Raw genomic sequence first — 26,332 nt, 5'->3', positions numbered from 1 at the left:
GGCGCCTATTCTGGAGGGACTGACGACTGGAGGACGCGTGTTCGGCAGCATTTTCACGATCATGTTCATCATGGTGGCGGTGTCCATCGTGCTCGGCATCGGCCGCTCGGTGCGAGGCAGCGGATCCGACCAGCTCGATCAGCAGCCTCGGCAACCGCAGCTCGGTTGGGGCCAGCAGCAGCAGTTCTTCCGCCCGCCCATGGGCTACGGGCCGCCCACGCGTTACGGGCAGCAGCAGGGCTACGCTCAGCACTTCGGCTTCGGGCAGCAGTTGGGCTACGGCCAGGGTTACGACCCCTCGGCGGCCCAGCCCCTCTCCCCCGCGTCGCGGGACGCGGTCAACGCCGACATCACCACGTTCGGTGAGCAGCTCCGAGACCTCGACTTCGACGTGGTGGGCCGCACCCTCGACGCGGACGCTCAAGCTGATTACGGCAAGGCCCTCGACTCCTACGACGGCGCCAAGCAGCAGCTCGAGTACGCCCGCAGCAACGCCGACGTGAAGCGCATCACGGAGATCCTCGACGAGGGTCGCTACGCGATCGCCTGTGTGAAGGCACGCGCCAACGGCGCGCCGGTCCCGGAGCACCGCCCGCCCTGCTTCTTCGACCCGGCGCACGGCACCTCCGTCGCCAACGTCCAGTGGGCGCCGCCCGGCGGAGCGATGCGTGAGGTCCCCGCGTGCGCCGCCGACGCGCAGCGCGTCCGCACCGGCAACGACCCCTCCATCCGCATGGTGCACGCGGGCCCGCAGCTGATGCCGGTGCCCTACTGGGAGGACCCGCGCCACGCCGCCTGGGCGCAGGGCTACTACGGCCGTTACGGGTCAGATCCCGTGATCCGCCAGATCACGACGGGGGCCCTGATGATCGGCGGCTTCTCACTGTTGATGGGTCTGCTCGACGACTGACAGGGGCCCGGCAGTTGTGGGAGTCCCACAAGTGCGGCCAGCCCTTTACTGACGGAGTCACCAGAGTCGAGGGACAACGCCCGGAGTAATCTCGGAACCAACCTACGCAACCGTAGGTAACGTCCCGAGGAGCCCCATGTCCGACGCCACCACCAAGATCCGCGCCGCCCGCGATCTCCTCCTCGACCTCGTGGGACAGGGCGACGAGGCCCGCGCCCGGTTCGAATGGCCGGACATCACCGGCAATTTCAACTGGGCCATCGACTGGTTCGACGCCATCGGGCGCGACCGCGATGACCTTGCGCTCTGGATCCGCGACGAGGACGGGGCGGACGAGCGCTACACCTACGGCGAACTGGTTGAGCGCTCGGACCGGCTGGCCGGCTGGCTGCAGACGGCGGCCGGTGTGCGCAAGGGCGACGCCGTCATGCTGATGCTCGCCAACCAGGTGGAGTTGTGGGACGCCATGCTGGCCGTGATGAAGATCGGCGGCATCATCCTGCCCACCGCGCAGGCGTTGCAGGACTTCGACCTGGTGGACCGCATCCAGCGCGCCGACGTCCGCGCCGTCATCGCCAACCCCGTCGACGAGGACAAGTTCGACCTCATCGACGGCGCCACCCTCATCACCACGGGGCACGCCCACGACCGATGGCTCAGCATGGCGGAGTCCGCGGACTCCCCCGCCGCCCCGTGCCAGGTGGTCACCGACATCAACGACCCGGTGCTCTATTACTTCACCTCCGGCACCACGAGAGACCCCAAGCTCGTGGCCCACACCCAGCTGAGCTACCCCGTCGGCCACCTGTCGACGATGTACTTCATCGGCGTGCGACCCGGCGACGTGCACCTCAACGTCTCCTCCCCCGGCTGGGGCAAGCACGCCTGGTCGAGCTTCTTCTCGCCGTGGTTGGCCGAGGCGACGGTGTTCTCGTACAACTACAGCCGCTTCGACGCGGCGAAGATGCTGAAGGAACTCGAGGACGCGAAGGTCACCACGTTCTGCGCCCCACCCACCGTGTGGCGGATGATGATCCAGGCGAATCTGGGCTCGAAGCCGTCGGCCCTGCGCGACATCGTCGGCGCGGGCGAACCGCTGAACCCCGAAGTGATTTCGACGGTCGAACGCGCCTGGGGCCTCACGATCCGCGACGGCTACGGTCAGACCGAGACGACCTGCACCATCGGCAACGCGCCGGGCGAGAAGGTCAAGCCTGGGGCCATGGGCAAGATCCTGCCGGGCGTGGGCATCCAGATCGTCGATCCGGACACCGGCGAGGTGGCGAGCCAGGGCGAGATCACGCTGCCGCTCGACCCGTGGCCCTACAACCTGATGTCGGGCTACCTCGGGGGTGCGCCCACGGCGCAGGAGGACGGCCGCTATCACTCAGGCGACCTGGTGACCGTCGACGGGGAGGGCTACCTGACGTATGTCGGGCGCACCGACGACGTGTTCAAGGCGTCGGATTACAAGATCTCGCCGTTCGAACTGGAGTCGGTCCTGATCGAGCACCCCGCCGTCGTCGAGGCCGCGATCGTGCCCGCGCCGGACCCCATCCGCGCCGCCGTCCCGAAGGCGTATGTGTCGCTGGCGGCCGGGTTCGAACCGTCCCGCGAGACAGCGCTGTCCATCCTGCTGCACGCGAAGGAACGCCTGGCGCCGTACCTGCGGATCCGGCGGGTGGAGTTCTCGACGCTTCCCAAGACCCTGAGCGGCAAGGTCCGCAGGGTGGTGCTCCGGGCCCGCGAGCACGACACCGCCGTCCGCATCGAGGACTTCCGCTACGAGCAGTTCCCCGAGCTGCGCGGCTGACGGGCGACACTGCGTACTGCTGGGTTTGTGCCCGTCCATGGCACCAAACCCAGCACCGAGGCGCAGCTCGCCGTTTGGGGCTCGACCAGGGCGAACCGCAGCGGGGGCCTGCTGCGACTACTGCGTCATCAAGGGGTCGTCGCGGTTGTGCAGACGACGGGCAGCCTCGGCGATGGAGCCCGACATCGAGGGGTAGACGGTGAAGGCGTGGCTGAACTCGTCCACGGTGATCTTCTGCGCAACGGCCAGCGACACGGCGTGGATCAGCTCCGAGGCCCGGGGTGCGACCACGACGCCACCGATGATGATGCCGGTGGTGGGCAGGCAGAACAGCTTCACGAACCCGTCGGTGAATCCCATCATCTTCGAGCGGGCGTTGGGGGCCAGCGGCAGCAGCACGGAGGCGACGCGTACCTCACCGGCGTCGACCGCCTTCTGGGTCACCCCCACCGTCGCGATCTCCGGGGTGGTGAACACGTTCGACGACACCGTGCGCATGTCCAGCGGCGCCACCGCGTCGCCCAGCGAGTGCCACATGGCGATGCGGCCCTGCATGGCGGCCACCGAGGCCAGCGCGAACACGCCGGTCACGTCGCCGGCGGCGTAGATGTTGCGGTGCGAGGTGCGCGAGACGCGGTCCACGGGGATGTGTCCCCACTTGCCCAGCTCGACGCCCACCTCTTCGAGACCCAGGCCGGCGGAGTTCGGGATGGCGCCCACTGCCAGCAGGCAGTGCGAACCCTCCACCTCGCGGCCGTCCTCCAGCGTCACGACGACGCCGTCACCCTGCCGCCGGGCGGCGACCGCACGGCTCTCCGACAGGATCTGCATGCCGCGGCGCTCGAACGCGCGCTGCAGCACGGCGGCGGCGTCCTGGTCCTCGCCGGGGAGCACCTGTTTGCGGGACGACACCAGGACGACCTCGCAGCCCAGGCCGTCGTAGGCGGAGGCGAACTCCGCGCCGGTCACACCGGAGCCGACGACGATGAGCCGCTCCGGGACGTCCGTGAGGTTGTAGACCTGCTTCCAGTTCAGGATGCGCTCGCCGTCGCACCTGGCGTCGGGCAGTTCACGCGGCGTGGTGCCCGTGGCCACCAGCACGATGTCGGCCTCGAAGGTCTCTTCGCCCGCCTCGGTGGTGGCGACGACGCGGTTCGCACCGTCGAGGCGCGCCTGGCCGGTCACCAGTTGCACGCCGTCACGACGCAGCTTGGCCGCGATGTCGTCGGACTGGGCCTTGGCCAGTGCCAGCACCCGCTCGTTGACCTCGGCCAGGTCCACCTTGACCACTTCGCGCACGTTCTCCGCCTGGATGTGCAGCCCGAGTTGGTTCGCGTTCTTGATGCGGACCATCACCTCTGCCGTGGCTATGAGCGTCTTCGACGGCACGCAGTCACTCAGCACCGCGGCTCCGCCGAGCCCGTCGCGTTCGATCAGGGTGACCTCACCGCCCAGCTGATTTCCGACGAGGGCGGCCTCATAGCCGCCGGGCCCACCACCGATGATCACAACCTTGGTCACGGCCCCCATCCTTCCATAGCCGCGCCACGCATGAGGCGGCTCACTTATGCTGATGGGCGTGAGTGAAGCATTTGAGCTGGCCGCCGAGGCCGCAACGTATCTACGTGACCGTCTGGGCGAACAGGCGATCGACATCGCCCTCGTGCTGGGTTCCGGCTGGTCCTCCGGGGCAGATTCCCTCGGGGAGCCGGTCGGCGAACTCGAACTGGGCGACGTCCCCGGCTTCAGCAAGCCCGTGGTCAGCGGCCACGGCGGCAAACTGCTCCTCGTCCGCACCGCGCGCGGCAAGCTGGCCGCGATCTTCACCGGCCGCACGCACTACTACGAGGGTCGCGGCGTCGCGCCCGTGGCCCACGGCGTGCGCACCGCTGCGGCCTGGGGCGCCACCACCATGGTGTTGACCAACGGCTGCGGCGGCCTCAACCCGGACTGGGCGCCCGGCACCGTCGTCCTGATCAAGGACCACATCAACCTCACTGGCGACACCCCCCTCGAGGGCGCCAACTTCGTGGACCTCTCCGAGGCCTATTCCACGCGTCTGCGCGCCGAGGCCCAGGAAGCCGCCGGCGGCCTGCCCGAGGGCGTGTACGTCCAGTTCCGCGGACCTCAGTACGAAACGCCCGCAGAGGTCCGAATGGCCGGCATCCTGGGCGGCGACCTCGTCGGCATGTCCACCACGCTGGAGACCATCGCCGCCCGCGAAGCAGGCCTCGAGGTCCTCGGCCTGTCGCTCGTCACCAACGCCGCCGCCGGGCTCAGCGACAGCAACCTCGACCACGCCGAGGTGCTCCAGGCCGGGCGCGACGCGGGCCCGCGGCTGGCCGCGCTGCTTGCCGCCATCGTGGGGAGGCTGTGATGCAGGACCTGCTGAACGCCGCCATCCGCTGGCGCGACATGGACCCGGATCCGGAGACCCGCGAACAGCTCGACCACCTCATCGTCCAGGCCCAGGCCAACGACCCGACGTTCCGCGACGCGGCGGAGAAGGAACTGAAGTTGGCCTTCGCAGGCCCACTGGAGTTCGGCACCGCCGGCCTGCGCGGGGCACTCGGCCCCGGCCCCGCCCGGATGAACCGCTCGGTCGTCACCCAGGCCGCCGCAGGCTTCGCCGCGTGGCTCAAGACCCAGGGGCACGACGGTGGCAAGGTCATCGTCGGCTATGACGCGCGCCACAAGTCGACGGACTTCGCCGAGGACACCGCCCGTGTCATGGCCGGCGCCGGCTTCGAGGTGCTGTGGGTGACGCAACCCACGCCCACTCCGGTGATCGCCTTCGGCATCCAGCACTTCGGCTGCGTCGCCGGCGTCGTGGTGACCGCCAGCCACAACCCGCCGCAGGACAACGGCTACAAGGTGTACCTGGGCGACGGTTCCCAGATCGTGCCGCCCACAGACGCGGAGATTGCCGCCGAGATCGCCAAGGTCGCCGCCCGCGACTGGACGGACCTCCCCCGCGGCGCTGAGCGTACCGACGTCACAGCTGAGCTGCGCCGGGCCTACGTCGCCCGCGCGGTGACGCTCTACCCCGCCGACGCCCCGCGCGACGTCGTCTGGGTGCACACCGCGATGCACGGGGTGGGCACCGCGACCGTCCGCGCCGTCGCCGAGGCGGTCGGGCTCCCGGCCGCCAACGAGGTCGGCGAGCAGTCGCAGCCAGACCCGAACTTCCCCACCGTCGCGTTCCCCAATCCCGAGGAGAAGGGCGCCATCGACCTGGCGGTGGCTCTGGCGGCCGACAAGGGTGCCGACGTCGTGATCGCCAACGACCCCGACGCAGACCGCTGCGCCGTGGCCGCGGTGGTGGACGGTCAGTGGCGCATGCTGACCGGCGACGAACTGGGCTCGCTCCTCGGTGACGACGCCGTCCGTCGCGGCGTCCCCGGACGGTTCGCCAACTCCGTGGTGAGTTCCACCGAGCTCGGCCGCATGGCGCGCGCCGCCGGAAGGCCGCACGTCACGACGCTTACCGGCTTCAAGTGGATCGGCCGGGTGGCAGACCTGGCTTTCGGCTACGAAGAGGCCATCGGCTACTGCTGCGATTCCCGTGCGGTGCCGGACAAGGACGGCATCACCGCGGCCCTGTCCGTGCTGCGGATCGTCGCCGGGCTCAAGGCCGAGGGCCGCACGCTGGCGGACCGGCTCGCCAAGATCTCCCGGACGCACGGGCTCACGGCCACGTCGCAACTGTCGGTGCGGGTGGCGGATCTGTCCCTCATCGCCGACGCCATGGCGCGGCTCCGCGCGGACCCGCCGGCCGCTCTGCTGGGTGAGCCGGTCGTCGTGGCAGACCTCGCGGAGGGCTCCGAGGCGCTACCGCCGACTGACGCCGTCGAACTGACCGGGGGATCCGTGCACGTGGTGGCCCGCCCCTCGGGCACCGAGCCGAAGCTCAAGTGCTACCTGGAGGTGCGGCTGGGCGTCGACGAGTCCCAGGACGTGCCCGCCGCGCGTGTCCGGGCGGCTGAGAAGCTCGTCACGCTGAGGCGTGAGATGGCGGCCGCTCTGGGCGTGGAGGCCTAGAGTTCCCTGCGCTGGCGGCGTGGGAGCATCCCGTTCTCCACGCCCCAGAGCACGGCCTGGCTACGGCGTTCGACGCCCATCTTGCGGTAGGCGGAGCGGATGTAGCTCTTGACGGAGTTGATGCTGAGGTAGCTGGCCTTGGCGATCTCATCGTTGGTGATGCCCTGGGTGATCATGGCGATCACCTCGGCCTCACGCGCCGAGAGGCCGTGACGACGGCCCGGCCAGTCGCCGGATTCGATCTCGTGCGGCACCGGTTTGGGCTCGATGACCCGCTCACCACCGTGGACGCGCACCAGCGCGTCACACAACGTGTTGCCGTCGGCCACCTTGGACACGTAGCCGTGGACGCCGATCTCGAGCGCCTGCGCCACCTGCTCCGGCCTGATGTTCCAGGTGTAGACGACCACTCGGCCGTACTTCGGGTTGGCCAGCAATTGCCGGATGTCGTCTTCGAGATGCAACTGGCCGAACGCATCGAACAGGACGATGTCGACGGCCTGCCGCGGGTGGGTCATGGTGTCCAGCTCGACGAGCTGGAGGCGGGTGTCGTGCGCCAACAACTGCGCCACGCCTTCCACGACTACGGGGTAGTCGTTGACGATCGCCACCGTGATGCGCGCCGGGATTTCATTCACCCCTGAACCGTACCCTTTCTGCGCGTACTCGGCCGGGTTCGCGGAACGGCACGTATCCCTGCGGCTGCCGGGCCACGCTCCCTCTGCTCCCGGCCTGGGTACTCTGGAACCATGCTCAAGCTGCGCGCCGCCTTCACGGCACTTCTGCTCGTCCTGTTCACCGCCTGGGCCGTGGTACCCGCCGCCGCGGACGACTCGGCGCCGATCACGCGCTACTACGTCGACGTCAACCTCACCGAGGACGGGATCGCCCAGGTGGAGGTCGACTTCACGATGGACTTCGCGGCGTTCAACGGGCGGGGGCCCTACTTCCTGTTCCCCACCCAGCAGGAGGGCGACGGCAAGCGCTACATCTTCGAGTACGACAACATCAGCGTCTCCTCCCCCACCGGTGCCCGCACCGACGTGCAGCGTGAGAGCAGCTCCGACGGTTTCCGGCTGCGCATCGGCAATGCCAACGTGGTCAACACCACGCCCCAGGACTACGTCGTCTCCTACGACGTGAAGGGCCTCATCGCCTCTGACCATCCCGAGTCTGGCCTCGACGAGTTCAACTGGGACGTCGTCGGCCCCGCGTGGGAGTCGCGGTTCAGCGACGTGCGGGTCACCGTGACGGGCCCCGCGGGCGTGGAGAAGACGGCCTGTTTCTACGGCCCCTACGACAACCAGACCCCGTGTGAGACGTCCTACAGCGGCAACAGCGCCACGTTCGCCGTCCCCGCCGTCAACCCGAAGACCCCGGTGCAGGTCGTCGCCGGGTTCCCCGCCGGCACCTTCGGCGGCGCCACGCAGACCATCGAGGAGATCGTCAGCCCCTTCGAGCTGACCCCCGCCACCGGCGCGGTCACCGGCGCGGGCCTCATCGCGGCCATCGCCGGGCTGCTGATCGTGCGCCGCAGGCACACCCGCGACGAGGTCTTCCTGGGCCTGACCCCGGGCCTCACGCCCACAGCGGGCGAGCAGGGACGCGTCGGCACCAAGGCGGGCAAGACCCCCGTGACCGTCCAGTTCCATCCGCCGAAGGGCGCCACCCCCGGCGAGATCGGCACCCTGATCGACGCGACGGCCGACAACGTCGACGTGTCCGCGACCATCATCGACCTGGCCGTGCGGGGTTTCCTGCAGATCGAATCGGACGGGCGCAAGGACTTCACCCTCTACGCCACCAATCCGCCGGCGGGCGAGACCCTGTTGCCCTATGAGCGCAAGCTGCTGGGCGACATCTTCAAGGGCCAGGCCGTGCGTCGCTCCCGCGAACTGAGCAAGGCGAAGTTCCAGAATGTGCTGCCCGACGCGCGGCAGGGCCTGTACAACGCCGTCGTCCAGAAGGGCTGGTTCAAGAGCAATCCCCAGGTGGCGCAGATGGTGCCCATCGGCATGGGTGTGCTGCTCCTGCTGGTGGCCGTCGGCATCGGGTTCGTCTTCGGCGCCTTCGGCTGGGGCCTGCTCGCCATCCCGGTGGCGCTGTTCGGCATCGGCCTGATCCTGCTGTCCGGCGGTTTCCGCAAGCGCACGGCCACCGGCTCGGCCTACCTGGCGCAGGCGAAGGGCTTCGAGTTGTACCTGCGCACCGCGGAGAAGGAGACCCTCCGCTTCGAGGAGGGCGAGGACATCTTCTCCAAGTACCTCCCCTACGCCATCGTGTTCGGCGTCGCGGACCGCTGGTCCAAGCTGTTCGCGCAACTCGGCGCCGAGGGCATCTACCAGGCCGACACCTCGTGGTACATCGGCGCAGATCTCATGCACGGCTACTACTTCGCCAGCGCCATGAACAACCTCACCAGCTCGTTCAACAGCGTCATGAACGAGGCCCGGATGGACGGCATGAGCCAGGCCACGGGCGGCTCGTCCGGCTTCTCCGGCTTCAGCGGCGGGGGCGGCTTCGGCGGCGGTGGCGGCGGAAGCTGGTGAACCTCACCCGAACACGAACGAGGGGCGACTCCGGTGGAGTCGCCCCTCGTTCGTTGAGCGGGATCAGTGGCGATGGTCGTCTCGACGGTGGTCGTCTGTGACGCCGCGGTGGGCGTCGGTGTCGCGCAGCTCGTGCGCATCGTGGCGGATCGAACCGTCGTCGCGACGGTCGGGATCGAGTTCCTCGGCCTCGCGGGTACGCCGGTCGATGTCCGCCTGGGTCTCGGCCAGACTGCCGCGCCGCTCGGCGGCCTCCCGCTCGATCCGCTCCGCCTCGATGCGGGCCTTCTCGGCGTTCACCCGGGCCTGCTCCGCCTCGAGCTCCTGCTTACGCACGCCCAGCTCCTGCTCGCGGAGGGCCACCCGGTCGCGGTCAGTGTCCCGCCGCAACTCCTCCGCATGGCGCCGATCCTCGACGAGCTGCTCCGTCCTGCGCTTGCCCGCGGCGCGGACGATGAGCACGATCACAACGATGACAATGATGATGGCGGCGATGATCACCGCGATCAGGGTGGGCGACAGGTCGTTCATGGTGCGTCCCTTCCGGTCTCGCGCTGCTGGCGCAGCGAGATATCCGTCCAGCACACCAGAGGCGCCCCACCTCCGCCACACCCCTTGGTGTCGCGTGGTCAGGCCGGGGCGGTCGCGGGCACAGCCCCCAGCGCCGGTGGCCGATGCTGATCGGCGCTGGTCTGTGGCTTAGGATTCTGTCCCATGGTTCGAACGCTGGTGCTGATCGCGGGTCCCTCCGGCAGCGGTAAATCACGCATCACCAGCCTCGCAGCCGACGGCGAGCACGTCGTCGCGCTGTCCCTCGACGACTTCTACCGCGACCTTGGCCATCCGGGCCTCCCGATGACGCCCATGGGCATCCCGGACTGGGACGATGTCGCCTGCTGGGACATGGAACTGGCCGTCGACACGCTGCGCACCCTCCTGCGGGACGGGCGGGCGGAGTTGCCTGTCTACGACATCTCCCTGTCCCGACGGGTCGGGACCCGCACCGTCGACCTGGGCACCGCGCAGATCGTGCTGGCCGAGGGCATCTTCGCCATCCAGGCGCTGGCCGCCGCCCGCGCCGAAGGTCTGACGGTGGAGGCCCTGTGGCTGGACAGGCGACGGGCGGCCAACTTCCTGCGACGCCTGGCCCGCGACCTCAAGGAACACCGCAAACCACCGGCGGTGTTGCTCCACCGAGGGTGGGCCCTGTACCGCTCCGAGCCGGCGCTGCGGCGGGCCGCGCTGGCGGCCGGCTTCCGGGGGATGTCGATGCGCCGGGCCCTCGGCTCCGTGAAGCGACGGTGACTCACCCCGGCGGTTGATCCCGGCGGGTGCTGGGCTACGGTCGGGACATGACCGCCGTACTGGAACGACCGGCCGCGATGAGGAAACGACCCAGCACCTTTGCGCTGAAGCAGGTGATGGCCGTCACGGGCGTGGTCTTCGTGGGGTTCGTGTTCATCCACATGATCGGCAACCTCAAGGTCTACGGGGGTCGCGCCTCCCTGGACGGTTACGCGACGTGGCTGCGTGAAGTGGGCTACCCACTCATCCCGAAGAAGGGCGTGCTCTGGGCCCTCCGAGTGACCCTCGCGGTGAGCCTGGTCGCCCACGTGTGGGCGGCGGTGACCCTGTGGCTGCGTGGGCGTGCGGCGCGCGGCTCCCACCGCCGTCGGTCCATGCCACGGGCCACCGCCTGGGGCGCGCGCACCATGCTGCCCGGGGGGGCGGTCATCCTCGTGTTCGTGGTGGTGCACCTACTGGACCTCACCATTGGCGCCCTGGTCTCCCCCGGTTCCTACGCCCACGCCGGCCCCGACGGGGTGATCCCCGCCTACGCGAACCTGGTGGCGAGCTTCTCGCGGCCGTGGATGGCGGCCTTCTACACCTTCACCATGGTGGTCATCGGCGTGCACATCTGGCACGGCTGGCGCGCGCTGCTGCAGGACTGGGGCGTGACCGGACGGCGGTTCCGCGCAGCCTGGGCCGCCGTCGGCGCGGTGCTGGCGTTGGCCGTCGTAGCCGGGAACGCCGCCATTCCCGTGCTGGTCCTGGCCGGGGTGATCGCATGATGCTCGACGCGCACGTGCCGGCCGGTAACCCCGCCACCGCGTGGGCGCGGCGCACGTCGCAATACCGTCTCGTCAGCCCCGCGAACCGGCGAAAGATGACCGTGGTGGTGGTGGGCACCGGCCTGGCCGGGGCCGGCGCCGCTGCGGCGTTGGGAGAGTTGGGTTACCACGTCGAGTGCTTCACGTTCCACGATGCGCCGCGGCGGGCCCACAGTGTCGCGGCCCAGGGCGGCATCAACGCGGCCCGGGCCCGGAAGGTCGACGGCGACTCCCTGGCACGGTTCGTCAGCGACACCGTCAAGGGCGGCGACTTCCGCGGTCGCGAGGCCGACGTCGTGCGGCTGGCCACCGAGTCGGTCCGCGTCATCGACCACCTCCAGGCCATCGGCGCCCCCTTCGCCCGCGAGTACGGCGGGCAGTTGGCGACGCGCTCGTTCGGCGGCGTGCAGGTGTCGCGGACGTACTACACGCGCGGCCAGACCGGCCAGCAGCTGCAGGTCGCCGCCGCGCAGGCCCTGCTCCGGCAGGTGTCGCGCGGCACCGTGCGGCTGCACACGCGCAGCGAGATGCTGGACCTGGTCGTGGCCGACGGCCGAGCCCAGGGCATCGTGACGCGCGACCTGGTCACCGGAGAAGTGGGCTTCACTCCCGGCCACGCCGTCGTGCTGGCCACCGGCGGCTACGGCTCCGTCTACTTCCATTCCACGTTGGCGATGAACTCCAATGCGACCGCCACCTGGCGGGCCCACCGGCGCGGCGCGCTCTTCGCCAGCCCGTCGTTCGTGCAGTTCCACCCCACAGCGCTGCCGGTGAGTTCCCACTGGCAGTCCAAGACGACGCTGATGAGCGAGTCGCTGCGCAACGACGGCCGCATCTGGGTGCCCGTGCGGCCGGGCGACGACCGCCCGGCGGGAGACATCCCCGAGGCGGAGCGCGACTACTACCTGGAGCGCCGCTACCCCGCCTTCGGCAACCTCACCCCACGCGATATCGCCTCGCGCGCCGCCAGGGAAGAGATCGAGGCCGGCCGGGGCGTCGGGCCGTTGCGGAACTCGGTGTACCTCGACTTCCGCGACGCGATCGCACGGCTGGGACGGCCCGCGATCGCCGAGCGGTACGGCAACCTGTTCGAGATGTACCAGGACGCCACGGGCGAGGATCCGTACGCCGTTCCGATGCGGATCGCCCCGGGGGCGCACTTCACCATGGGCGGCCTGTGGAGCGACTACGACCAGATGACGACGGTGCCCGGCCTGTTCGTCGGCGGCGAGGCGGGCAGCAACTACCACGGCGCCAACCGGCTGGGCGCGAACTCGCTGCTGAGCGCCTGCGTCGACGGCTGGTTCACGCTGCCGCTGTCGGTGCCGAACTACCTGGCGCCCCTCGTCGGCACTCCCCTCCTCGAAGCGGGCTCGGCTGAGGCCGCCGAGTCGCTGGCCTGGGTGCGGGACCGCACCCGGAGGCTGGTCGACAACGACGGCGTGGCCCGCCCCGCCGCCTTCCACCGCCGCCTCGGCGAGATCCTGTACCGCGGCTGCGGCGTGTCACGCAGCGAGCAGGGCCTGCGGGCGGCGCTCGACGAGGTGCGGGCGCTGCGCGAGGAGTTCTGGCGCGACGTGCGGGTCGCCGGGCCTGCCGACCGGCTGAACCAGGAGTTGGAGCGCGCCGCGAGAGTCGCCGATTTCCTCGAATTGGCGGAGCTGATGGTCCTCGACGCGCTGGACCGCACCGAATCCTGCGGGGCCCATTTCCGCGAGGAGTTCGCGACGGCCGACGGCGAGGCTGCCCGCGACGACGGGCGCTGGTGCAACGTCTCCGCTTGGGAGACCACAACGGAGGGCAGGCACACCCGGCACCTGGAGGAACTCAGCTTCGACCTGGTGCCCCTGGCGGTGAGGAACTACCGATGAGAATAGAGATAGAGGTTTGGCGGCAGGATTCGCCCACGGCCGAGGGACGTTTCGAGACGCATGTCGTCGACGATGCGACGCCGGAGATGAGCCTGCTCGAGTTGTTGGACAGGCTCAACGACCAACTGGCGGACTCGGGCGTGGAGCCGATCCAGTTCGAATCCGACTGCCGGGAGGGGGTCTGCGGTGCCTGCGGTGTGACGGTCAACGACCGCCCCCACGGCCCGGTGCCGAAGACGCCGTCCTGTCGACAGCACCTGCGCGCCTTCGGGGGCATCTCGACGTTGCGCATCGAGCCGCTGCGCTCGGCTGCGTTCCCCGTCGTGCGGGATCTGGTGGTGGACCGTTCGTCGCTGGACCGGCTGATCGAGGCCGGGGGGCACGTCGACATCATGGCCGGCACCGCACCGGACGCCGACGACCTGCTCGTCGGCCACGGCGACGCCGAACTCGCCCTGGATTTCGCGGCGTGCATCGGCTGCGGCGCGTGCGTCGCCGCCTGCCCCAACGGCGCCGCCCACCTGTTCGCCGGCGCGAAGCTCGCCCATCTCGCGTTGATCCCGCACGGGAAGTTGGAGCGCGGCAAGCGCGCCCGGGCCGTGGGACAGGCGCTGGACGCCCAGTTCGGCCCCTGCTCCACCTATGGTGAATGCGTGGAGGTGTGTCCGGCCGGGATCCCACTCACCGCAGTGGCGGCCGTGCACCGGGAGCAGCTCCGCGCCGCCTTCCGCGGGCGCGACAGCTGAGGATAGAGCCGGCCTACTCCGGGATGGGCGCGAACGCGGGGCCGGTCTGGCCCAGCTTCTCGTCGAGCTTCGTGAACAGCGGCGAGGGCTTCTGCAACGGCGTGCCGGCGACGATGGGGCGCGACTCCCACACCGCCTGCTGCGACGCGTAATCGCCCTGCAGGGTGGGGTAGGTCAGGTCACCGTCGGTCACGTCGACGATCTGCGGCTGCGCGGCCCACACCCCTTCGTTGCCGAGCGCCTCGAAGATCTGCTGCGCGGCGTGCGGGAGGTACGGGGTGAGGAGCGTGTTGCAGTCCGAAATCACCTGGAGGGCGACGTGCAGGACGGTGTCGCGGCGGGCGGGGTCGTCCTTCAGCTTCCAGGGCTCCATGTCGGAGATGTACTTGTTGGCGAGGCCGACGACCCGCATGGCCTCGGTGATGCCGGCCTTGAAGCGGCGGGCGGCGATGTGGTCCCCGACGGTGTGGAAGGCCTCCCGCGACGCGTCGAGCAGTGCCCGGTCCTCGTCGGTGAGCTCGCCCATGGCCGGGATGGCGCCGTTGTTCTTGTGCGCCATGGAGATCGAGCGGTTGACCAGGTTGCCCCACTCGTTGGCCAGCTCGAAGTTGGTCCGGCGGACGAACTCCTCCCACGTGAAGTCCGTGTCCTGGTTCTCGGGGCCGGCCACGGCGATGTAGTAGCGCAGCGCATCCGGGCCGAACTCGTTGAGGAAGTCGCCGACGAAGATGGAGGCGCCGCGCGAGCTGGAGACCTTCGAGCCGCGCATCGTCATGAACTCGGAGCTGACCACTTCTGTGGGGAGCCGCAGCTCGCCGAGTTCGGGACGGATGGTGCCGCCCATGGTGCCCTGGCCGTTGGCGCCCAGCAGGATGCCCGGCCAGATGACGGAGTGGAAGACGATGTTGTCCTTGCCCATGAAGTAGTAGGAGTTGGCTTGATCGTCGTTCCACCACTTGCGCCACGCATCCGGGTCGCCGGTGCGCTTGGCCCATTCGATGGACGCGGAGAGATAGCCGATGACGGCGTCGAACCACACGTAGATGCGCTTCATCGGGGCGTCGCGCCAGCCGTCGAGCGGGACGGGCACGCCCCAGTCGAGGTCACGCGTGATGGCGCGCTCACGGATCTCCTTGAGCAGGTTGTGCGAGAACTTCAGCACGTTGGGGCGCCAGTCCTCACGCGAATCGATCCATTCGGCCAGCTGCGGTGCGAGCTTCGGCAGGTCGAGGAAGAAGTGTTCGGTCTCCACGAAGTTGGGGGTCTCGCCGTTGACCTTGGATTTCGGGTCGATGAGATCTGCCGGATCCAACTGGTTGCCACACTTGTCGCACTGGTCGCCGCGGGCGTTGTCGTACCCGCAGATGGGACAGGTGCCCTCGATGAAGCGGTCCGGCAGGGTGCGCCCCGTCGACGGCGAGATGGCGCCCATCTGCGTCTTCGCGACGATGTAGCCGTTCTCGTAGAGTGCGGTGAAGATCTCCTGCACCACGTGGTAATGGTTCGGTGTGGTGGTGCGCGTGTACAGGTCGTAGCTGAGGCCGAGGCCCTGCAGGTCCGAGACGATCTGGCCGTGGTACTTGTCCGCCGTCTGGCGAGCCGTGAGGCCCTCTGAATCGGCCTTCACCTGGATGGCGGTGCCGTGCTCGTCCGAGCCGGAGACCATGAGCACGTCGTGGCCCGCCATGCGCATGTACCGGGAGAACACATCGGAGGGAACCCCGAAGCCCGAGACATGACCGATATGGCGGGGGCCGTTGGCGTAGGGCCAGGCAACGGCAGCAAGAACGTGACTCATGCGCGTCATCCTATCGTCGCTGCCTGAGGGCGGCGATGTGGCGGAAATCCGCCGGGTTCCGGCGTGCGGAAGCGCTCGTTCACTCTGCCCACCGGCCCACCTTCTGGGAGCTGCGGGCCGCCTGGTGCGGATTTATCCAAACTCTGGGCCCCTGCCGGGGCCTCCACCGCTCAACCACTGTGCCCGAATCGCTTAGTCCTACAAATCGTCGTAAACTACTCACTCGTGACGTTGAACGTAGCCGAAGACACATTGGTAAACGACCCCACCGAGTGGGACGGATTCACAGAGGGCCCCTGGCGGACCCAGATCGAGGTGCGGGACTTTGTCCAACGCAACTACACCCCGTATGACGGCGACGCCTCCTTCCTCGCCGGCCCCACCGAGAAGACGACTGCCACCTGGCAGCGCCTCGAAGACAACTACCTCTCCGTCGAGCGCCGCAACCGCGTGTTCGCCGTCGACGCCGAGATCCCGGCCGACATCGACGCCTTCCCGGCGGGCTACATCTGGAAGGGCGACGACGTGGTCGTCGGCCTGCAGACCGACACCCCGCTGAAGCGCGCCATGATGCCGTTCGGCGGCTGGCGCATGGTCGAGACCGCGCTGCGCGAGGCCGGCACCAAGCCGGACGAGCACGTCAAGGAGATCTTCACCAAGTACCGCAAGACGCACAACGAGGCGGTCTTCGACATCTACACGCCGCGCATCCGCGCCGCACGCTCCTCGCACATCATCACCGGCCTGCCGGATGCCTACGGACGCGGTCGCATCATCGGCGACTACCGCCGCGTCGCCCTCTACGGCGTCGACGCCCTCATCGAGGACAAGAAGCGCGCCAAGGACGCAGTCGCCGACGAGGGCTTCAGCGAGCACTGGGCCCGCTACCGCGAGGAGCACTCCGAGCAGATCAAGGCCCTGCAGAAGCTGAAGCACCTCGGCGAGATCTACGGCTTCGACATCTCGCGTCCCGCCAGCACCGCCAAGGAGGCCGTGCAGTGGACGTACTTCGGCTACCTCGCCTCCATCAAGAGCCAGGACGGCGCGGCCATGTCGATCGGCCGGCTGTCGGCCTTCCTCGACGCCTACTTCGAGCGTGACCTGGCCGCCGGCCTCATCACCGAGACCGACGCCCAGGAGATGATCGACGCGCTGGTCATCAAGCTGCGCATCGTGCGGTTCCTGCGCACCATCGACTACGACCAGATCTTCTCCGGCGACCCCTACTGGGCCACCTGGTCCGACGCGGGCCTCGGCGAGGACGGCCGCTCGATGGTCACCAAGACCTCGTTCCGTCTGCTCCAGACGCTGCGCAACCTCGGCCCCGCCCCCGAGCCGAACATCACCGTCTTCTGGGATCCGGCCCTCCCCCAGGGCTACAAGGATTTCTGCGCGGCGATCTCGATCGAGACCAGCTCGCTGCAGTACGAGGCAGATGACCGCATCCGCGACTACTGGGGCGACGACGCGGCCATCGCGTGCTGCGTGTCCCCCATGCGGGTGGGCAAGCAGATGCAGTTCTTCGGCGCCCGCATGAACGCCGCCAAGGCGCTCCTCTACGCCATCAACGGTGGCCGCGATGAGATGAGCGGCAAGCAGATCGTGGAGGGCTACGAACCCGTCACGGGCGACGGCCCCCTGGACTTCGACGACGTGTGGCACCGCTACGAGCAGGTGCTGGACTGGGTGGTGGCCACCTATGTGGAGGCGCTCAACATCATCCACTACAGCCACGACAAGTACGCCTACGAGTCCATCGAGATGGCGCTGCACGATTCGGAGATCCTGCGCACGCTGGGCTGCGGCATCGCCGGCCTGTCGATCGTGGCGGACTCGCTGTCGGCCATCCGTTACGCCACCGTCACCCCGGTGCGCGACGGGACCGGCCTCGTGATCGACTACCTGACCGAGGGTGACTTCCCCCGCTACGGCAACGACGACGACCGTGCCGACGAGATCGCCGCCGTCGTGGTACACACGATCATGCAGAAGATCCGCGCGCAGCACCTCTACCGCGACGCGCTGCCCACGCAGTCCGTGCTCACGATCACCTCGAACGTCGTGTACGGCCGCAACACCGGCGCCTTCCCGTCGGGCCACAAGGCCGGCGCCCCGTTCGCGCCGGGCGCCAACCCGGAGAACGGCGCCGACTCGCACGGCATGCTCGCCTCCATGCTGTCGGTGGGCAAGCTCGACTACCACGATGCCCTCGACGGCATCTCGCTGACCAACACCATCACCCCGTCGGGCCTCGGCCGCGACAAGGCCGAACAGGTGAGCAACCTCGTCGGCCTGCTCGACGCCGGCTTCGTGCCCGAGAACTAAGGAGAACCCCAGATGTCAGTCAAGACCTTCGATGAGCGCCTGGCCACGATGAAGGCGTCGCGCGACGAGCGCTCGCACCAGCCCGGCCTGTTCCACGCCAACATCAACGTGCTCAACCGCGAGACCCTCGAGGACGCGATGGAGAACCCCGACAACTACCCGAACCTGACCATCCGCGTCTCGGGTTACGCGGTGAACTTCGTGAAGCTCACCAAGGACCAGCAGCGCGACGTCCTGGCCCGCACGTTCCACGGGAACGCGTGACCACAGAAGAGCTGCCACTGCTCGACGTCCCGCGCCTGCGCGCGACGTCGGGCACGGCCGGCATCGCGTCGGCCGGCGACATGACGCACGCCGAGCACATCGCTGCCGTCCGCAGCGGCGAGCTCGGCTCCGTCCATTCCTGGGAACTCGTCACCGCTGTCGACGGGCCGGGCACGCGGCTGACGGTCTTCCTGGCCGGCTGCCCGCTGCGCTGCCTGTACTGCCACAACCCGGACACGTATTTCACGAACAAGGGCGAGCCCGTCCTGCTCGACGACATCGTGGCCAGGGTGCGCCGGTACCGCGGGGTCTTCCGCGCCACGGGCGGCGGGCTGACGCTCTCCGGTGGCGAACCCCTCTTCCAACCCGTCTTCGCAGGACGCCTGTTGCGCGCCGCGAAGGAGATGGGCCTGCACACCGCCCTCGACACCTCCGGCTTCCTGGGGCGGAACGCGTCCGACGAACTGCTGGACGACGTCGACCTCGTGCTGCTGGACATCAAATCGGGTGACCCGGACACCTACGTCCGCACCACCGGGCGCGAACTGCAGCCCACGCTCGACTTCTCCCGCCGCCTCGCGGAGCGGGGCAACCGGATGTGGATCCGCTTCGTGCTGGTCCCCGGCCTGACCGACGACACGGCCAACGTCGACGCGGTCGCCGCGCATGTCGCGACGCTGGGTGATGCCGTCGAACGGGTCGAGGTGCTGCCGTTCCACCAGATGGGCCGCGACAAGTGGGCATCCCTCGGCATCCCCTACGAACTCGCGGACACCGAGCCCCCGTCGAAGGACCTCATCGAGCGGGTGATGGGCCAGTTCCGGGCCCACGACCTCCCCACGTTCCGGGGCTAGCCTCGGTGACCCCTGCCCTGCATAGGGTCAGGGGCATGGGTGAGGGCTACAAGGTCGACTACGGCGCGCTTGAGCAGATCGCCCACGACGCGCATGCGCTCGCGGCGGATGCGCCCGGCGCCACGGAGGGCATGCGCCTCAACCGGGTGGTGGCTGCGCTGCCCGGCAGCCTGAGCGCCGGCCGCGCCGCCAAGACCGACGGCGAGTGGGTGACCTCAGCGGAGCAGTTGACGACAGACCTCCTCGGGTTCGCCACCGCGCTCGACACCACCGCCCGCAACTACCGGGCCGCCGAGGATGCCGCCACCGAGTCGGCGACGGGCTTCTTCGGAGGCCTGCGGTGAGGTGGTCCGACGGCCTCGCCATGCAGCCCGTCGAACTGCGGGCCCAGGCCCAGGGCCTGCTCAACAGCCACTCGGCTCTGACGCGGATACACGGGCAGCTGGAGTCCTACGACTTCTCCACCTGGGACGGCGACGCCGCCGGCCGGGGTCGCGAGGCCCACCGCACGCTCACCAGGTCCGTGCGGCGCCGCGCCGACGAACTGCCGCCCGTCGCGAGCGCGCTGGACAGCGCCGCCGGCACCTTCGACGACATCCAGCACGCGCAACACAGCACCCTCGACAAGGCCCACCGGTGGGGTTTCTCCATCGGCGACAGCGGTGGGATCGCCAACGAGCAGGGCTTCAGCCTCGACCCGCGCCGCCCAGTGGTCAGGATGCAGCTCAGCGCCTCCGTCGTCTCGCTGCTGTTCCGGCTGAACGCCTGCGACGCCTCCCTCGCGGCGAAACTGTGGGCGGCAGATGCGCAGAGCACGATCGTCGGCTGGGGCGATGCCGCCGTCGACGGTGGGCGCTGGATCGGAAACCGGGTCGGCGAGGGCATGGAGTGGGCGGTGGACACCGCCACCGACGCGGCCGCCAGCGTCCAGGACTTCTTCGACCGTCGCGCCCAGGCGGTGGGCTCCGCCTGGGACCGCTGGGCGGAGTTGGGAGAGAACCCGCCGCAGTGGCTGGCGAACTGGCGCGAGAACGGAGAGGCGCCCTACCTCTCGCAACTCGGCGCCTACGCCATCACGCGGCTGGGGCAGGGCGCAGGCGTCGTCGGTAACGCCGTGGTGGGCCGGGACCTGCAGATCTTCGAGGACGGCACGCCCTACGTCGGGCCGGTGCAGCGCAATCCCCGCGCGAGCAGCTACGCGGGCCTGTCAGATGTCATGGAGACCATGATGAAGGCCTATGAACGCGGCGGGGCCGAGCGCACCTCCGTCACGGTCACCGCCGTCGAGGACGAGAACGGCGACGTGCGCTACGTGGCCGCCATCTCCGGCACCGCGCACGCGATGACGACCATGGAGGGGTGGGCCGGGCAGCCGTCAGGGCTGGACTGGGCCGCCAACTTCCTCCACCACGGCGTGGGCCCCACCTCTGCCACGCATGCCGCGTCGCAGGCCATCCAGGACGCCATAGCCGAGGACCTGGCCCACCGCCGCGCCAACGGGTTGCCGGTACCCACCGGGCGGCCGGAACTGCTGCTGACGGGGCACTCGCAGGGCGGGATCGTGGCCGGGCAGTTGATCACGGACGACCAGTTCCTCAGCGGCGTGGACGTGAAGGGCATCATCAGCGCGGGTGCGCCGACGGAGTCGCTGAACATGCGGCCGGACGTGCCGGTCTACAACTTCCAGACCCAGTACGACCCCGTCCCCCGAACAGACGTCAACGGATACCGGCTCGACGGCACGAGGGATGTGCCGGGGAACGTGACCAACATCACCCTCGACCACTCCGGCTCCGGGCCGGCGGACTACCTGCCCACGTACACCCACCTGCAGGACACCTACCGGCAGGATGTGGCCGCGTTGGGCCCGGTCCAGGCCCTGGAGGAGAGCTACGGCAGCTTCTTCAACGGCACGACCACCACCTATTCCGTAGAGTTCGGACGAGAGGTGAAGTGATGACCGACGAGACGATGGTGGCCCAGGACGGAATCCGCGTGGGCCTGGTGGGGTTCGAGACCTGGGCCGCGGCCATGGAACAGATCCGCGACGACACACTCCCCCATGCAGACGAGGACACCCTCGCGGGCTGGGAGGCGGCGGGCATCATCACCCCGCGCGGCCTGGCCACCGACTGGGGACTGGCGTTGCGCGTCGCCCAGCAGGCGCGCGCCGGGATGGAACTGGTCTCCGTGTTCCAGAACGTCGCCTTCGACGCCATGGTCTTCGTGCTGGGCGACGACATGGTGACGGTCACGTCGAGAGCCGCGGTGGCGCCCGCCGATGACGGGTGGCAGGCCACCGGCGTGGATCCCATGCTCGAGGTGGCGCTGGCGCCGTCGTCGGATCCGTGGCTGTTGCTGCGCCGCGCCCTTCCACCGCTGGATCTCGCACGCGCCCAGCCCCGGCTGCCCCGCGGCGACGAGGCTGTGCCGTTGACGTTGAAGCTGGAGGAGGTCCCCACCGCGTGGGAGTACGAGCGCACCCTGTTCGCCCAGCGGCTCCTGCAACTCCCCACCCTGCCCGCAGACGTCCGCGACGCCCTCGAGCCTCAGGCCAGCGTCTTCGCCTACGTCGTGGGCGAGCCGAGCACCGGTCCCTCCGCGTCCAACGACGCCTGGGCCGTCGGGCGCAACCTCTACTACATGGTGCCCGGACGCCCGGGTATCACCCAGGTGCCGCCCGGCCAGTTGGGGGCGCAACTCGTCTCCAGGCTTGCTGCCGCGGCCGGAGGACGTTGATGCAGCGAAGGGCACTGTTGATGGGAGTCGGTGTGGGTGTTTTCGGACTGTTCGGATGCGGATCCAAGGACGCCGAGGTCACAGACCAGGAATGGAATCAACGCCTCGTCGAGGCGCTGGAGCCGCTGGACCACGTCGAGGAATTGACGGACTTCCGCTACTCCATGCAGGGGGCCTTCGGGGGGAGGGACTCGGCCTGGGTCTCCGGCACCGTCCGCTCGGACACCAACGACGCCGCCACGAACGAGGCGCTGCTGGAGGAGGTGGGCCGGCAGATCGCCACGGTCCACCGCGACAACGGTGCCAGGCGCTCGTCGATCATGGTCCACGTCCTCAGCCCGAACCTCACGAAGTACACGTTCGAAACAATGTTGGACGTGGATCTCGCCACGCTCGACACCCTCGCTGCGCACTACGGCATCGCGCGTCGCTGAGCGGCGTCCATCCGTGGTCCCAGCCCGGATCCTCCTTCGGTCCAGCGCCGCGGCTCGTGGGTACCGCGGGGCTGACGCCCACAGAAGCCACCGGGGATCAGGCCCTAGGGTCGGGGCATGAGGTTCCTGACATTTCTTGTGCTGGCACTACTGCTGGGCGGCTGTGGCGTCGCGACCCAGCGGGCCGAGCCGGCCGTCGAGGCACCGCCGGAACTGCCGCCCGAGGTCCGTCTCCCGGAGCCCGAGCCATCCCCCCGGGGCGTGGAACCCCTGGACCAGGACCCGCCCGTCGAGGAGAAGCCCCAGATCGTGTACGTCGACGAGGAGCCGCCCTGCTCCGAAGGTCAGGCGTTGTCCGTTGCCTTCGTCGGCTACGACGCGGCGCTGGGCAGCCGCTTCCACTGGGCGCGCGTCCGCAACTGCACCGACGAGACGGTCATCCTGCCAGAACCCGCCTTCCGCGGCCGGGACCTGGGCAACATCTGGGGCGACATGACCACCGCACCGGCCTCCGGCCCTGAGCCCAGCCCGCTCCTCGAGCCAGGCGCCTCCGCGCTACTGACCCTCAAGTGGCTCAGCAACGGTCGCTGCGAGCGAGGAATCCAGGATCTGCGGCTCGTGCTCGGCGGGGAGTCCTTCGACTCGCCGGAGAACTGCCTTCAGCTAGGTGGTAGCTTCGCCCCTGAACGCGAGGCCGACATCACCTGGACCTGGGGAGACAACCTATGAGCGCACCGCTGCCGTGCCCCTGCGACACCGGCAAGGTCTACCCGGCCTGCTGCGGCCGCTTCCATGACGGCCGCCCGGCCCCCACGGCCGTCGCGCTCATGCGGTCGCGCTACTCCGCGTTCGTGTTCGGCCTGAGTGACCACCTCATGGAGACCTGGCACCCGACGACGCGCCCACCGTCGATCAGCCTCGACGACGGCACCCAGTGGTCCGGCCTCGTGATCGAGCAGACCGAGCGGGGCAACGCCTGGGACGACGAGGGCACCGTGCAGTTCACGGCCACGTTCCTCTCCCCTGACGGCATGGGCGTGCTGCGGGAGCGCAGCCGCTTCACCCAGGTGGACGGCCGCTGGTACTACGTCGACGGCACGCTGGGCTGACCCGAGCGCCGCCCGGCCCGCCTCCGGTCCGGACCCCCCTTCGCCGGGGGCAGATTTTTCGCGCACGCCGCCGCTGTCAGTAAAGTGCTGCCCGGCGCGCCCGTCGCGTGCCCTCAGTTCCCCGGCCCGCCGCCTCCGCGTGGGCCTCGTCGCAGGAGATCCATGAGTCAGACCACTGTGTCCACGTCCGCCGTGCCCGAGGCGGGTGAACGCTCCACCTCCACCCTGGCGGCGCTGCGCAACCCGCGCCGGCTCAAGACGGAGGTGCTGGCCGGTCTCGTCGTGGCCCTCGCGCTGATCCCGGAGGCGATCTCGTTCTCGATCATCGCCGGCGTGGATCCGCGGATGGGCCTGTTCTCCAGCTTCGTCATGGCGGTGACCATCGCGGTGGTGGGCGGTCGTCCCGGCATGATCTCTGCCGCCACCGGCGCCGTCGCCCTGGTCATCGCCCCCGTGGTGCGGGACCACGGCGTCGAATACTTCCTGGCGACGGTGCTGCTGGCCGGGCTGCTCCAGATCCTGCTGAGCGTCATCGGCGTGGCGCGGCTGATGCGCTTCATCCCCCGCATGGTGATGGTGGGCTTCGTCAACGCGCTGGCCATCCTGATCTTCATCGCCCAGATCCCCCACCTGCTGGATGTGCCGTGGCTGGTCTACCCCCTCGTCGCGCTGGGGATCGCCATCATGGTCTTCTTCCCGAAGCTCACATCCGTGGTGCCCGCCCCGCTGGTGGCGATCCTGCTGATCACCGGGCTCGTCGTCGCCCTCGGCTGGCAGTTGCCAGATGTCGCCGGGCAGGGCCAGCTGCCCACGTCGCTGCCCGAACTCCTCATCCCCCAGGTACCGTTCACGCTCGAGACGCTGCGCATCATCGCGCCGTACGCGCTGGGCATGGCGCTGGTGGGCCTGATGGAGTCGCTGATGACCGCCAAGCTCGTCGACGACATCACCGACACGCACTCCAACAAGACCCGCGAGGGCTGGGGCCAGGGTGTGGCCAACATCATGTCGGGCCTGTTCGGCGGCATGGGCGGCTGCGCCATGATCGGCCAGACGATGATCAACGTGAAGGTCTCCGGCGCCCGCACGCGCATCTCCACCTTCCTGGCCGGCGTGTTCCTCCTCATCCTGGTGGTGGGCTTCGGCACCGCCGTCGGCCGGATCCCCATGGCCGCCCTGGTGGCCGTCATGGTCATGGTGTCGGTGGCCACGTTCGACTGGCACAGCATCAAGCCTTCCACCCTGCGCCGCATGCCGCACAGCGAGAACATCGTGATGTTCGTCACCGTCATCGTCACGGTGCTGACCAGCAACCTCGCCATCGGCGTGCTGGTGGGCGTCAACGTGGCCATCATCGTCTTCGCCCGCCGCGTGGCGCGCTTCGCGAAGGTGCAGCGCATCGACGGCGAGGGCGGCCCCGTCTACAAGGTGACCGGTGAGCTCTTCTTCGCCACCAGCAACGACCTTGTCTACCAGTTCGACTACGCCGGGGACCCGGGTCACGTGACCATCGACCTCAGCGAGTCGCACGTCTGGGACGCGTCCACCGTCGCCACTCTCGACGCGATCGAGTCGAAGTACGGGCGCTACGGCAAGAGCGTCGAGATCGTCGGCCTGAACCCCTCGTCGGCGGCCCGCCACCAACGACTCTCGGGGCAACTCGGCGCCCACTGACCACGCAGCGCTCCGCGCAGAGAGCCGTGGCAGTGGCCTGCTCTGAAGCTGGGACGACGAGAATGCTCTCTCGCGGGCGCGGCCCAGCGTGACCCCACGCAGGGCGCCCTCCGCGAGGGAGCCTTTTTCTCTTGAGCGGGCCCAGCCCGGTCAGCCGACTGCGTCGGCGAGCGTGACCTGGGCGAACCGCATCAGCCAGCCGTCGGGGGTCTGCTGCCACAGCGAGAAGCGCAGGCGGCTGAGGTCGTCACCCTGGCGCCAGCGCACGCCCGCAACTCCCTCCGCGTAGGTGTCGACGGCGAGCACCTCGAAGCGCGACGACGTGGGCTGCCACGCCCCGTGCGCCTTGTCGACGATCTGGCCGTCGAGCGCATGGGCGACGAAATGGGGGTGGAGCAGCGCGCCGAGCGCCCGGGAGTCGCCTCGCACCTCGTCGTCGAGCAGTTCACGCGTGAGTTGCAGGAGCTTGGCCTTGACCCGCGGTGAGGCGGTGCCGGGGCATCCGCCGGCCGGGCCAGAGGGCGCCGGTTCGGGCTCGCCGAGGGAGAACAGGTCCGGCTCCGGATCTGTGGACCCGATGGCGAACCCCTGCTCCCTCGATTTGGGGGCGGCGGCCGACGGGAAGCCCGGGCCGGGATCGAAGGCGACACCTTGCTGGAACGCGAACGCGGCGGCCCTGGCCCGCTCGTCGGCCGCCTCGTTCATTGCGTGCCCGGCATGACCCTTGACCCACTCGAAGTGCAGGTTGCGCCCCTGCATGGCCACGTCGAGTTCCTTCATCAGTTCGACGTTGAGGACCGGCTTGCCGTCGCCCTTCTTCCAGCCCCGGCGCTTCCACCCCGGCAACCACTTGGTCAGCGAGTTGATGACGTACTGCGAGTCGCAGAGGATGCGCATGGGCTCGTCGACGTGCGCCGTGGACTGCAGCAGGTCCAGCACCGCCATGAGTTCACCCATGTTGTTGGTGCCGTGCGGCCAGCCCCCGGAGGCCCACGCGTCGTCGCTGATGTACCAGGCCCAGCCTGCCGGGCCGGGGTTGGAGAGGGAGGAACCGTCTGCGGCAGCAACAATCACGCCCGACACCCTACCGCCGC

The 26,332-nt window shown here is 69.3% G+C and carries 22 protein-coding genes and 1 pseudogene; 18 read left to right on the top strand and 5 right to left on the bottom strand.

Annotated elements, in window-relative coordinates; all coding sequences use genetic code 11:
• The first annotated feature begins 37 nt into the window (after positions 1 to 37).
• A complete protein-coding gene (locus J7D54_RS04565; protein ID WP_182764498.1) occupies positions 38 to 910 on the top strand; it encodes a hypothetical protein in 873 nt (290 codons plus the stop codon).
• Positions 911 to 1,046: 136 nt separating this feature from the next.
• Positions 1,047 to 2,723 carry an AMP-binding protein gene (locus tag J7D54_RS04560; protein WP_182764499.1) on the top strand — a complete coding sequence of 559 codons (1,677 nt, stop codon included), beginning with the start codon at positions 1,047 to 1,049 and terminating at the stop codon, positions 2,721 to 2,723.
• Between the two features lie 117 nt (positions 2,724 to 2,840).
• Here the strand turns inward: J7D54_RS04560 and J7D54_RS04555 are convergent, their stop codons facing one another.
• A complete protein-coding gene (locus J7D54_RS04555) occupies positions 2,841 to 4,244 on the bottom strand; it encodes an NAD(P)H-quinone dehydrogenase (RefSeq protein WP_182764500.1) in 1,404 nt (467 codons plus the stop codon).
• Positions 4,245 to 4,302: 58 nt separating this feature from the next.
• Here J7D54_RS04555 and J7D54_RS04550 point away from each other — a divergent pair, with 58 nt between their 5' ends.
• Both J7D54_RS04550 and J7D54_RS04545 read left to right on the top strand, forming a co-directional pair.
• Positions 4,303 to 5,100 (top strand): purine-nucleoside phosphorylase, encoded by a 798-nt coding sequence (locus tag J7D54_RS04550; protein ID WP_245244136.1) that lies wholly within the window; start codon positions 4,303 to 4,305, stop codon positions 5,098 to 5,100.
• Entirely contained in the window at positions 5,100 to 6,764 is a 1,665-nt protein-coding gene (locus J7D54_RS04545) for a phospho-sugar mutase (RefSeq protein ID WP_182764502.1), read from the top strand. The genes J7D54_RS04550 and J7D54_RS04545 overlap by 1 nt, the downstream gene beginning before the upstream one ends.
• On the opposite strand, the gene J7D54_RS04540 is transcribed toward J7D54_RS04545, so the two are convergent.
• Positions 6,761 to 7,402 carry a response regulator transcription factor gene (locus tag J7D54_RS04540; protein ID WP_182764503.1) on the bottom strand — a complete coding sequence of 214 codons (642 nt, stop codon included), beginning with the start codon at positions 7,400 to 7,402 and terminating at the stop codon, positions 6,761 to 6,763. The genes J7D54_RS04545 and J7D54_RS04540 overlap by 4 nt on opposite strands.
• Before the next feature lie 111 nt (positions 7,403 to 7,513).
• Here J7D54_RS04540 and J7D54_RS04535 point away from each other — a divergent pair, with 111 nt between their 5' ends.
• Positions 7,514 to 9,313 carry a DUF2207 domain-containing protein gene (locus J7D54_RS04535; protein ID WP_182764504.1) on the top strand — a complete coding sequence of 600 codons (1,800 nt, stop codon included), beginning with the start codon at positions 7,514 to 7,516 and terminating at the stop codon, positions 9,311 to 9,313.
• A 63-nt stretch (positions 9,314 to 9,376) separates the two neighbouring features.
• Here the strand turns inward: J7D54_RS04535 and J7D54_RS04530 are convergent, their stop codons facing one another.
• Positions 9,377 to 9,844, bottom strand: a complete 468-nt coding sequence (locus tag J7D54_RS04530) for a hypothetical protein (RefSeq protein ID WP_182764505.1) — start codon at positions 9,842 to 9,844, stop codon at positions 9,377 to 9,379.
• Positions 9,845 to 10,027: 183 nt separating this feature from the next.
• Here J7D54_RS04530 and J7D54_RS04525 point away from each other — a divergent pair, with 183 nt between their 5' ends.
• The 4 genes from J7D54_RS04525 (at position 10,028) to J7D54_RS04510 (ending at position 14,041) form a co-directional block, all read left to right on the top strand.
• The gene (locus tag J7D54_RS04525; RefSeq protein WP_182764506.1) at positions 10,028 to 10,618 is read left to right on the top strand and encodes a uridine kinase; all 591 of its coding nucleotides are present in this window, start codon (positions 10,028 to 10,030) and stop codon (positions 10,616 to 10,618) included.
• Positions 10,619 to 10,734: 116 nt separating this feature from the next.
• Positions 10,735 to 11,385 carry a succinate dehydrogenase cytochrome b subunit gene (locus tag J7D54_RS04520; protein ID WP_245244205.1) on the top strand — a complete coding sequence of 217 codons (651 nt, stop codon included), beginning with the start codon at positions 10,735 to 10,737 and terminating at the stop codon, positions 11,383 to 11,385.
• The gene (locus tag J7D54_RS04515; RefSeq protein WP_182764507.1) at positions 11,382 to 13,295 is read left to right on the top strand and encodes a fumarate reductase/succinate dehydrogenase flavoprotein subunit; all 1,914 of its coding nucleotides are present in this window, start codon (positions 11,382 to 11,384) and stop codon (positions 13,293 to 13,295) included. The genes J7D54_RS04520 and J7D54_RS04515 overlap by 4 nt, the downstream gene beginning before the upstream one ends.
• Positions 13,292 to 14,041: a succinate dehydrogenase/fumarate reductase iron-sulfur subunit gene (locus J7D54_RS04510; protein WP_182764508.1), complete on the top strand. Its 750-nt coding sequence runs from the start codon at positions 13,292 to 13,294 to the stop codon at positions 14,039 to 14,041. The genes J7D54_RS04515 and J7D54_RS04510 overlap by 4 nt, the downstream gene beginning before the upstream one ends.
• 13 nt (positions 14,042 to 14,054) lie before the next feature.
• Here J7D54_RS04510 and metG read toward each other — a convergent pair whose 3' ends face one another.
• Complete coding sequence (gene metG / locus J7D54_RS04505; protein ID WP_245244135.1) at positions 14,055 to 15,839, bottom strand: methionine--tRNA ligase; 1,785 nt, start codon at positions 15,837 to 15,839, stop codon at positions 14,055 to 14,057.
• A 252-nt stretch (positions 15,840 to 16,091) separates the two neighbouring features.
• Between metG and pflB the strand changes: the two are divergent.
• The 9 genes and pseudogenes from pflB (at position 16,092) to J7D54_RS04460 (ending at position 25,238) form a co-directional block, all read left to right on the top strand.
• A pseudogene (gene pflB / locus J7D54_RS04500) lies at positions 16,092 to 18,428 on the top strand (formate C-acetyltransferase).
• Positions 18,425 to 19,282, top strand: a complete 858-nt coding sequence (gene pflA, locus J7D54_RS04495; protein WP_245244131.1) for a pyruvate formate-lyase-activating protein — start codon at positions 18,425 to 18,427, stop codon at positions 19,280 to 19,282. Before pflB ends, pflA begins: the two are co-directional and overlap by 4 nt.
• Before the next feature lie 35 nt (positions 19,283 to 19,317).
• On the top strand, positions 19,318 to 19,626 hold the full coding sequence (locus J7D54_RS04490; protein ID WP_182764510.1) for a hypothetical protein: 309 nt from the start codon (positions 19,318 to 19,320) through the stop codon (positions 19,624 to 19,626).
• On the top strand, positions 19,623 to 21,239 hold the full coding sequence (locus tag J7D54_RS04485; protein WP_182764511.1) for a hypothetical protein: 1,617 nt from the start codon (positions 19,623 to 19,625) through the stop codon (positions 21,237 to 21,239). Before J7D54_RS04490 ends, J7D54_RS04485 begins: the two co-directional genes overlap by 4 nt.
• Positions 21,239 to 22,021 carry a hypothetical protein gene (locus tag J7D54_RS04480; RefSeq protein ID WP_182764512.1) on the top strand — a complete coding sequence of 261 codons (783 nt, stop codon included), beginning with the start codon at positions 21,239 to 21,241 and terminating at the stop codon, positions 22,019 to 22,021. The genes J7D54_RS04485 and J7D54_RS04480 overlap by 1 nt, the downstream gene beginning before the upstream one ends.
• A 32-nt stretch (positions 22,022 to 22,053) precedes the next feature.
• Positions 22,054 to 22,455 carry a hypothetical protein gene (locus J7D54_RS04475; RefSeq protein WP_182764513.1) on the top strand — a complete coding sequence of 134 codons (402 nt, stop codon included), beginning with the start codon at positions 22,054 to 22,056 and terminating at the stop codon, positions 22,453 to 22,455.
• A gap of 117 nt (positions 22,456 to 22,572) precedes the next feature.
• Positions 22,573 to 23,184, top strand: a complete 612-nt coding sequence (locus J7D54_RS04470) for a hypothetical protein (protein ID WP_182764514.1) — start codon at positions 22,573 to 22,575, stop codon at positions 23,182 to 23,184.
• A complete protein-coding gene (locus tag J7D54_RS04465) occupies positions 23,181 to 23,564 on the top strand; it encodes a YchJ family protein (protein ID WP_182764515.1) in 384 nt (127 codons plus the stop codon). The genes J7D54_RS04470 and J7D54_RS04465 overlap by 4 nt, the downstream gene beginning before the upstream one ends.
• A 162-nt stretch (positions 23,565 to 23,726) precedes the next feature.
• Entirely contained in the window at positions 23,727 to 25,238 is a 1,512-nt protein-coding gene (locus J7D54_RS04460; protein WP_182764516.1) for a SulP family inorganic anion transporter, read from the top strand.
• 150 nt (positions 25,239 to 25,388) lie between these two features.
• Here the strand turns inward: J7D54_RS04460 and J7D54_RS04455 are convergent, their stop codons facing one another.
• Complete coding sequence (locus tag J7D54_RS04455; RefSeq protein WP_182764517.1) at positions 25,389 to 26,312, bottom strand: ribonuclease HI family protein; 924 nt, start codon at positions 26,310 to 26,312, stop codon at positions 25,389 to 25,391.
• Positions 26,313 to 26,332: the final 20 nt, after the last annotated feature.

Source organism: Tessaracoccus sp. MC1865 (assembly GCF_017815535.1).
GTDB lineage: Bacteria > Actinomycetota > Actinomycetes > Propionibacteriales > Propionibacteriaceae > Arachnia.
This window is presented reverse-complemented; position numbering and strand designations above follow the sequence as displayed.

Coding starts and splice junctions, on each gene's coding strand:
- J7D54_RS04465 (WP_182764515.1), top strand. CDS start 23,181: ATGAGCGCACCGCTGCCGTGCCCCTGCGACACCGGCAAGGTCTACCCG.
- J7D54_RS04525 (WP_182764506.1), top strand. CDS start 10,028: ATGGTTCGAACGCTGGTGCTGATCGCGGGTCCCTCCGGCAGCGGTAAA.
- J7D54_RS04545 (WP_182764502.1), top strand. CDS start 5,100: ATGCAGGACCTGCTGAACGCCGCCATCCGCTGGCGCGACATGGACCCG.
- J7D54_RS04480 (WP_182764512.1), top strand. CDS start 21,239: ATGACCGACGAGACGATGGTGGCCCAGGACGGAATCCGCGTGGGCCTG.
- J7D54_RS04515 (WP_182764507.1), top strand. CDS start 11,382: ATGATGCTCGACGCGCACGTGCCGGCCGGTAACCCCGCCACCGCGTGG.
- J7D54_RS04520 (WP_245244205.1), top strand. CDS start 10,735: ATGGCCGTCACGGGCGTGGTCTTCGTGGGGTTCGTGTTCATCCACATG.
- J7D54_RS04560 (WP_182764499.1), top strand. CDS start 1,047: ATGTCCGACGCCACCACCAAGATCCGCGCCGCCCGCGATCTCCTCCTC.
- J7D54_RS04510 (WP_182764508.1), top strand. CDS start 13,292: ATGAGAATAGAGATAGAGGTTTGGCGGCAGGATTCGCCCACGGCCGAG.
- metG (WP_245244135.1), bottom strand. CDS start 15,839: ATGAGTCACGTTCTTGCTGCCGTTGCCTGGCCCTACGCCAACGGCCCC.
- J7D54_RS04535 (WP_182764504.1), top strand. CDS start 7,514: ATGCTCAAGCTGCGCGCCGCCTTCACGGCACTTCTGCTCGTCCTGTTC.
- J7D54_RS04490 (WP_182764510.1), top strand. CDS start 19,318: ATGGGTGAGGGCTACAAGGTCGACTACGGCGCGCTTGAGCAGATCGCC.
- J7D54_RS04460 (WP_182764516.1), top strand. CDS start 23,727: ATGAGTCAGACCACTGTGTCCACGTCCGCCGTGCCCGAGGCGGGTGAA.
- J7D54_RS04530 (WP_182764505.1), bottom strand. CDS start 9,844: ATGAACGACCTGTCGCCCACCCTGATCGCGGTGATCATCGCCGCCATC.
- J7D54_RS04470 (WP_182764514.1), top strand. CDS start 22,573: ATGAGGTTCCTGACATTTCTTGTGCTGGCACTACTGCTGGGCGGCTGT.